Genomic DNA, 6,913 nt, shown 5'->3' with positions numbered 1-6,913 from the left:
CCTGCCGAAGCCGAAGCAACAGCAACAGCAAAAGCTGGCATTCCGTGGGATTGCGGGGCGGTGTCGGATTGCGGGGACGCCGTGAACCCGACCATGGGGGCTTGGCCGCGGCATCCATGCCGCGGACACCCCGCAATCCGACACCACCCCGCCTTCGACAGTTTCCTTCCATCTGTCGGAACGACGTATTGCTCTGGTAGGTGTCGACCTTGGTCGACACGGTAGATCCACGCCATGCGTGGATGCTCTTCGATGAATGTTCGAAATATTCGATTTCGATGGACGTTCATCCACGCATGGCGTGGTTCTACTACCGGGTCAGTAGATCGGCGTCACCTTCATCTGCGGCAGCGGGCGCGGTGCGCCGTCGGTCAGGTCCGGGCCAAGGTCTTCCCAGGTGCGGCCCTGCTCGACCATCTGCGCCCACAGCTGCTGCGAGCCGCGACGCTTGTCTTCCGAGCCCAGCTTGTACGACGGCGGTGCCGGCTCGCCACGGGCAACCATCGAGTACGCCGCGCGGTAGGCCAGCACCTGCTGCGCCGGGTCGTCGGTACGCGCCACTTCCAGCGTGTAGCGCTGGTAGGCCGAGGCCAGGTTTCGCCAGCGGATCCAGTAGTGGTTCCCGAACGAGAACGAACAGAAGCGCGCACCCGCCAGGCTGCCCTTGTCGGCGATGCGGGTCAGCACCTCCTGCGGCATGTCCAGGTTCATGCCGCCTTCGTCGCCCTGCAGGCTGACGTGCACGATGCGGTCACGGTAACCCGGCGCGCGCGCCTGCAGCAGGTCGCGCCAGTTCTGCATGGTCGCCACCACCGCGAACAGGAAGCGACCCAGCTCGGCCGCCGCCAACGGTCTGGCGATCGACTGGTAGGTCCGCTGCCAGCCGTGGCGGTTCTCGGTGGGCAGGAACACGGCATGTTCCAGCGCCTGGCGGCCATCACTACCGTGGCCCACGTCTTCGGCATGCTGCGGGTAGACCAGGTTGATGGCGAAGGTCGGCCAGCGCGGCAACGCGGCATCGAACAGATGGATCGGGAAGTTGCTGCTGATGCCGCCATCGGAGAACCAGCAGATGCGGAACGCGGTGATCACCGGGCCGCAGGTCTGCCCAGCGCTGGTCAGCCCTTCCATGCTGTCGGCCACGTTGTGTTCCTGGTCGGCGGCCGGTGCAGTGGGTTCGCAGCGGCGCTCGCGGCGCGAGGGCTCATGCAGCGGCACCGCGCTGATCAGCAACGGGAAACTCAGGCTCATGCGCGTGGCCACCAGCACCGGCAGCTTCGGGCCCTGCGGCAGGTGGTAGTACCGGCGCCCTTCCACCTCCAGCGGCGGGCCGGCCTGCGTCACCAGCCACCGCACCACGCTGGCGGGGAACAACTGCTCGAACTCCTCGCGCAGGAACCAGAACTGCGCGCCTCCCAGCGGCAGTGTGCGTGGTTCATTGTGCGATACGCAGGTGGTGATCATCTGCAGGCTGATCGCATGCGGGCTGTCCGGCTCGCCGGCATAGCGCGGCGCATCGTGCAGGTCGGCAAAGGTCAGCGGTGCATCCAGCGGCTTGCCGGACAACTGCTGCAGGCATTCATGCAGCCACTCGGTCAATGCCGGTTTACGTGCATCGCGGCCGAGGCCACTGCACAGGCCCAGCAGGTTGCGCCGGGCCACACGCGCAACGCGCAACGCGGCTCCGGCCACGCCTGCACCGTAGGCGCACAGCAGCGACGGCAGCAGCGTTGCAGCCACGCCGCTCCAGCCACCGCCCCACCAGCCCAGGCCGAGCAGCAGCGCCAGCGACACCAGCACTTCCAGCGGCGCGATCTCGAATACCGCCACCGCCAGGCACAGCAGCTTGTGCGGCAGGCCGGCATTGCCGGTCAGCACCACCAGCAGCCGATAGGCCGCGCGCGCGCCCCGCGCCGGTTGGAACAGGCTGTAGATGAACCCGCGCCGCGACAACTGCGCCGACACCGCCGACAGCCCGCCATAACCGGCATCACCGGGCAGGTGCTCGCCGGCCTGCATGCGGCGATCACCGCATGCCGCCGCAGCCGCTACCGCCGCAGCGATGGCGCCAGCGGAGGTGCCGCCGATGCTCTTGAACCGATACTCGCGTGCCAGCGCCAGTACCGCATTGGGGTACACGATGCCGCTGGTGATGCCGCCTTTCATGACCAGATCGCAGTACTTGTCCGCCACCGTCTTGCCCCCGAGCATGCCGTCCGCCGCGTGAATGCCAGTATGGCGCAGCGGCTTCTCAGGGCCTGAGAACACCACCGCAGTCCGGGCGGGAATCTGCGGCGTTCAGCAGATGGCAGGCCTGCAGGCTTGACCGGCCCCACCATCGGCGTAGCATCTGCAGCAAGCCAAGGGACAGACCCGCGGCTGCCACAACGACATGAGGGATTCTCATGGAATTCGACTATCTCGTCTTCATCGGGCGATTCGAGCCCTTCCACAACGGCCACGCCGCCGTTGCCCACCTGGCCCTGAGCCGGGCCCGCAAGCTGATCTTCCTGGTCGGCTCTGCCGATACCCCCCGCAGCCTCCGCAATCCCTGGACCGTGGCCGAACGCGCCGTGATGATCCAGGCCGCCCTCGATGGCCACACCGACCGCCTGCTGATCCGCCCGCTGCGCGACCACCTGTACAACGAAGCGCAATGGATCGCCAACGTGCAGCGCCAGGTGGCCGAAGCCCTGCGCAACGACGGCGCCGCCGCCGATGCCAAGGTCGGCCTGATCGGCATGGACAAGGATGCCTCCAGCTACTACCTGAGGGAGTTCCCGCAATGGCCGCTGGTGGACGTGCAGCACACCGCCACCCTGTCGGCCACCGAGCTGCGGCGCTACCTGTTCGAAGCCGGCGACGTCGACTTCCACGGCGCGCTGCTGATGCTGCGTGGCAATGTGCCGGCGCCGGTGTACGACATGCTCGAAGCGTTCCGCAAAAGCGCGCCTGCGTATGCCCAGCTGGTGGCCGAGTACCGCTTCATCGAACAGTACAAGGCCGCCTGGAAGGATGCGCCCTACGCGCCCACCTTCGTCACCACCGATGCGGTGGTAGTGCATTCGGGCCACGTGCTGCTGGTACGGCGCCGTTCGGAGCCCGGCAAGGGCCTGTGGGCGCTGCCCGGCGGTTTCGTTGGCCAGGAGCAGAGCCTGCTGGACAGTTGCCTGCGCGAACTGCGCGAGGAAACCCGTCTGAAGATTCCGCTGCCGGTGCTGAAGGGTTCGCTGAAGGGCCAGCAGGTATTCGACCACCCCGACCGCAGCCAGCGCGGCCGCACCATCACCCACGGGTTCCACTTCGAATTCCCGGCCGGTGACCTGCCGCCGGTGCGCGGTGGCGACGACGCCGACAAGGCGCGCTGGATACCGGTGAGTGAGGCGTTGGACATGGGCCCGCAGCTGTTCGAGGACCACCTGCACATCCTGGAGTATTTCCTCGGCCGCGGCTGACCTGCCCGGCTCTCCCCACTGGCGGATAGACCGCTGGTGTCACTCGACGCGAAGGAGCTTCCGTCATGCACTACCTCGATAATCTTCTCCTCAACACCGACAGCTACAAGGCCAGCCATTGGCTGCAGTACCCGCCGGGTACCGATGCCACGTTCTTCTACGTCGAATCACGTGGCGGCCTGCACGATCGCACGGTGTTCTTCGGCCTGCAGGCGATCCTCAAGGACGCGCTGGCACGGCCGGTCACCCACGCTGACATCGACGACGCTGCTGCGGTATTCGCCGCCCATGGCGAGCCGTTCAACGAAGCCGGCTGGCGCGATATCGTCGACCGGCTCGGGGGCAACCTGCCAGTGCGCATCCGTGCCGTGCCCGAGGGCAGCGTGGTACCCACCCACCAGGCACTGATGACGATCGAGTCGACCGACCCGGCTGCATTCTGGGTGCCGTCGTACCTGGAAACGCTGCTGCTGCGCGTGTGGTACCCGGTCACCGTGGCCACCATCAGCTGGCATGCACGGCAGACCATTGCTGCGTTCCTGCAGCAGACCAGCGACGATCCGCAGGGGCAGCTGCCGTTCAAGCTGCACGACTTCGGCGCGCGCGGTGTATCGAGCCTGGAATCGGCCGCGCTCGGTGGTGCCTCACACCTGGTCAACTTCCTCGGCACCGACACCGTCTCGGCCCTCTGCCTGGCCCGCGCGCACTATCACGCGCCGATGGCCGGTTATTCGATTCCCGCCGCCGAGCACAGCACCATCACCAGCTGGGGCCGCGAGCGCGAAGTGGACGCCTACCGCAACATGCTGCGCCAGTTCGGCAAGCCGGGCGCGATCGTGGCAGTGGTGTCGGACAGCTATGACATCTACCGCGCGATCAGTGAACACTGGGGCACGACGCTGCGTGATGAAGTGATCGCTTCGGGCGCCACCCTGGTCATCCGCCCCGACTCGGGTGACCCGGTGGACGTGGTGGCCGAAAGCCTGCGCCGGCTGGATGAAGCATTCGGCCACACCCTCAACGGCAAGGGCTACCGCGTACTCAACCACGTGCGGGTGATCCAGGGCGATGGCATCAACCCGGATACGATCCGCGCCATCCTGCAGCGCATCACCGAAGACGGCTACGCCGCCGACAACGTGGCCTTCGGCATGGGCGGCGCGCTGTTGCAGCGGCTGGACCGCGACACCCAGAAGTTCGCGCTGAAGTGCTCGGCAGCACGGGTCGAGGGTGAGTGGATCGACGTCTACAAGGACCCGGTCACCGATGCCGGCAAGACCAGCAAGCGTGGCCGCATGCGCCTGCTGCGGCGCCTGGATGACGGCAGCCTGCACACGGTGGCGTTGCCGTGTGATGGCGATGAGACGCTGCCGGACGGCTTCGAGGATGCGATGGTGACCGTGTGGGAGAACGGGCGCCTGCTGCACGACCAGCGCTTGGATGAGATCCGCGCGCGGGCTGCGGCGGGGCGTTGAGGCGCATCCCGACCGGGGTCGGATCCCGTTGCAGCGCAAAGGGCTCCGACCCCGGTGCCCCTTGACCCACGCCGGCAACGCGTCCACCGTGGGCACGCCGAAGGTATCCCTGCCGTGGCTGGATGGCGGCAGGGAGTTAAACGGGAATCCGGTGAAGGCGCTTCGTGCGCCCATTCCGGAGCTGCCCCGCAGCGGTGAATGGAAACGAATCCTGCCAACAGCACTGGGCTCGCGCCTGGGAAGCGGCAGGGAGTAGGTGGGCTGCGGCCCGTGTCCATCAGCCCGAATACCGGCCCCGGCCGGGGGACACGACCGTCCCCTGATTCGACCTGGACTCTCCGCGGGGAGGGTGCCGGGGCCATCGCCAGCCTGCACGTACAGGCGGCGTGGCCGCGCGCGTCCTGTTCACGGTAACCGGCCAGACCGCTCCCACGCCCTGACGCACGCCACGATGACCGAGTTCCAACGCCCCACCCTGACCCTGCCCGCCGATGGCAAGCGCCTGCTGCTGCATTCGTGCTGCGCGCCGTGCTCGGGCGAAGTGATGGAGGCGATCACCGCTTCCGGGATCGACTACGCGATCTTCTTCTACAACCCCAACATCCATCCGGTGAAGGAGTACGAGCTGCGCAAGCAGGAGAACATCCGCTTCGCCGAGCAGCACGGCATTCCGTTCATCGACTGCGACTACGACACCGACAACTGGTTCAGCCGTGCGCGTGGCATGGAGAACGAGCCCGAGCGCGGCATCCGCTGCACGATGTGCTTCGACATGCGTTTCGAGCGCACCGCGCTGTACGCGCATGAACACGGCTACGACACCATCAGTTCGTCGCTGGGCATCTCGCGCTGGAAGAACATGGCGCAGATCAACGACTGCGGCATCCGCGCGGCGTCGCGCTATGAAGGCCTGCAGTACTGGGACTACAACTGGCGCAAGGGCGGCGGTGCCAGCCGCATGATCGAGATCAGCAAGCGCGAGCAGTTCTACCAGCAGGAGTACTGCGGCTGCGTGTACTCGCTGCGCGATGCCAACCGCCATCGCCGTGAGAACGGCCGCGAGCGGATCAGGATCGGCCTGCTGTACTACGGGCAGGACGCTGAGACGCCGCAGAGCGATTGACGTGCAGGCATGGGGCGGCCACGCTGGTCGCCCCTTCTGTTGTACCGGAACTGCCATGACCGCCCTGCCCGCCGATGTCGCCCTGCTGGTGATCGACCTGCAGCCGGACTTCATGCCCGGCGGTGCGCTGGCCTGCGACCAGGGCGATGCGCTGGTCGCACCGATTGCCGACCTGCTGGCACAGCGTCGCTACCGCACCGTGGTGGCGACCCAGGACTGGCACCCGGCCGACCATGCCTCGTTCGCCAGCCAACACCCCGGCCAGCGCCCGTTCGAAACCATCCTGCTGCACGCGCAGCCGCAGACCCTGTGGCCGGACCACTGCGTGCAGGGCAGCGCGGGTGCCGACCTGCACCCGGGCGTGGACTGGACCGTGGCCGACCTGATCCTGCGCAAGGGCACCCGCCAACAGGTGGATTCGTACAGCGCCTTCCGCGAGAACCACGGCCCTGATGGCGAGCGCCCGGCCACCGGCCTGGCCGGCTGGCTGCATGAGCGCCGCATCCGCGAAGTGCATGTGTGCGGCCTGGCCCGCGACTACTGCGTGCTGTGGAGCGCGCAGGATGCGGTGAAGTCCGGCTTCCGGGTGAAGTTCCTGTGGGAGCTGACCCGGCCGGTGACCGAAGCCAACGACGCGATGGTGCGCGAAGCGCTGGGCAAGGCAGGGATCGCGATCGCCTGAGGCGTGACCGCCGGGCATGGCCCGGCGCTACCGCGCACATCGCTTATGCCGCTTGCGCGCTCCTGCCCACAACAACACAATCGATTCATCCAGCCCCCTAACTGCGCCCCCCTACAGATCGCGGGACGGCCGAACCGGGGGCTTTTCATTGGATGAAATCAGGATTCGGTAGTGCCGG

General features: G+C 67.2%; 5 protein-coding genes, 1 pseudogene and 1 riboswitch. Of the genes and pseudogenes, 4 read left to right on the top strand and 2 right to left on the bottom strand.

All coding sequences use genetic code 11. From position 1 onward, the window contains the following. Both HMPREF3114_RS21270 and HMPREF3114_RS06895 read right to left on the bottom strand, forming a co-directional pair. Positions 1 to 220, bottom strand: a pseudogene (locus tag HMPREF3114_RS21270) (hypothetical protein); the annotation flags it as partial. A gap of 98 nt (positions 221 to 318) precedes the next feature. After that, positions 319 to 2,211 carry a patatin-like phospholipase family protein gene (locus tag HMPREF3114_RS06895; RefSeq protein ID WP_053498736.1) on the bottom strand — a complete coding sequence of 631 codons (1,893 nt, stop codon included), beginning with the start codon at positions 2,209 to 2,211 and terminating at the stop codon, positions 319 to 321. Positions 2,212 to 2,399: 188 nt separating this feature from the next. Here HMPREF3114_RS06895 and HMPREF3114_RS06890 point away from each other — a divergent pair, with 188 nt between their 5' ends. The 4 genes from HMPREF3114_RS06890 (at position 2,400) to pncA (ending at position 6,735) form a co-directional block, all read left to right on the top strand. Then, complete coding sequence (locus tag HMPREF3114_RS06890) at positions 2,400 to 3,455, top strand: bifunctional nicotinamide-nucleotide adenylyltransferase/Nudix hydroxylase (RefSeq protein ID WP_141750793.1); 1,056 nt, start codon at positions 2,400 to 2,402, stop codon at positions 3,453 to 3,455. 65 nt (positions 3,456 to 3,520) lie between these two features. After that, on the top strand, positions 3,521 to 4,930 hold the full coding sequence (locus HMPREF3114_RS06885) for a nicotinate phosphoribosyltransferase (RefSeq protein WP_053498733.1): 1,410 nt from the start codon (positions 3,521 to 3,523) through the stop codon (positions 4,928 to 4,930). A 98-nt stretch (positions 4,931 to 5,028) separates the two neighbouring features. Then, positions 5,029 to 5,243: riboswitch (cobalamin riboswitch) on the top strand. A gap of 138 nt (positions 5,244 to 5,381) precedes the next feature. Further along, positions 5,382 to 6,053: an epoxyqueuosine reductase QueH gene (locus tag HMPREF3114_RS06880; RefSeq protein WP_053498732.1), complete on the top strand. Its 672-nt coding sequence runs from the start codon at positions 5,382 to 5,384 to the stop codon at positions 6,051 to 6,053. A 55-nt stretch (positions 6,054 to 6,108) separates the two neighbouring features. After that, complete coding sequence (gene pncA / locus HMPREF3114_RS06875) at positions 6,109 to 6,735, top strand: bifunctional nicotinamidase/pyrazinamidase (RefSeq protein WP_053498731.1); 627 nt, start codon at positions 6,109 to 6,111, stop codon at positions 6,733 to 6,735. Positions 6,736 to 6,913 lie beyond the last annotated feature (178 nt).

The sequence above is a fragment of the Stenotrophomonas sp. HMSC10F07 genome (genome assembly GCF_001807895.1).
Lineage (GTDB): Bacteria > Pseudomonadota > Gammaproteobacteria > Xanthomonadales > Xanthomonadaceae > Stenotrophomonas > Stenotrophomonas sepilia.
The sequence above is the reverse complement of the archived record's forward strand: the minus strand, read 5'-3'. Positions and strand labels throughout refer to the sequence as shown.

What these genes read in the sequence shown, in the direction of transcription:
- pncA (WP_053498731.1), top strand. Translation starts at nt 6,109, where the DNA reads ATGACCGCCCTGCCCGCCGATGTCGCCCTGCTGGTGATCGACCTGCAG.
- HMPREF3114_RS06885 (WP_053498733.1), top strand. Translation starts at nt 3,521, where the DNA reads ATGCACTACCTCGATAATCTTCTCCTCAACACCGACAGCTACAAGGCC.
- HMPREF3114_RS06880 (WP_053498732.1), top strand. Translation starts at nt 5,382, where the DNA reads ATGACCGAGTTCCAACGCCCCACCCTGACCCTGCCCGCCGATGGCAAG.
- HMPREF3114_RS06895 (WP_053498736.1), bottom strand. Translation starts at nt 2,211, where the DNA reads ATGCTCGGGGGCAAGACGGTGGCGGACAAGTACTGCGATCTGGTCATG.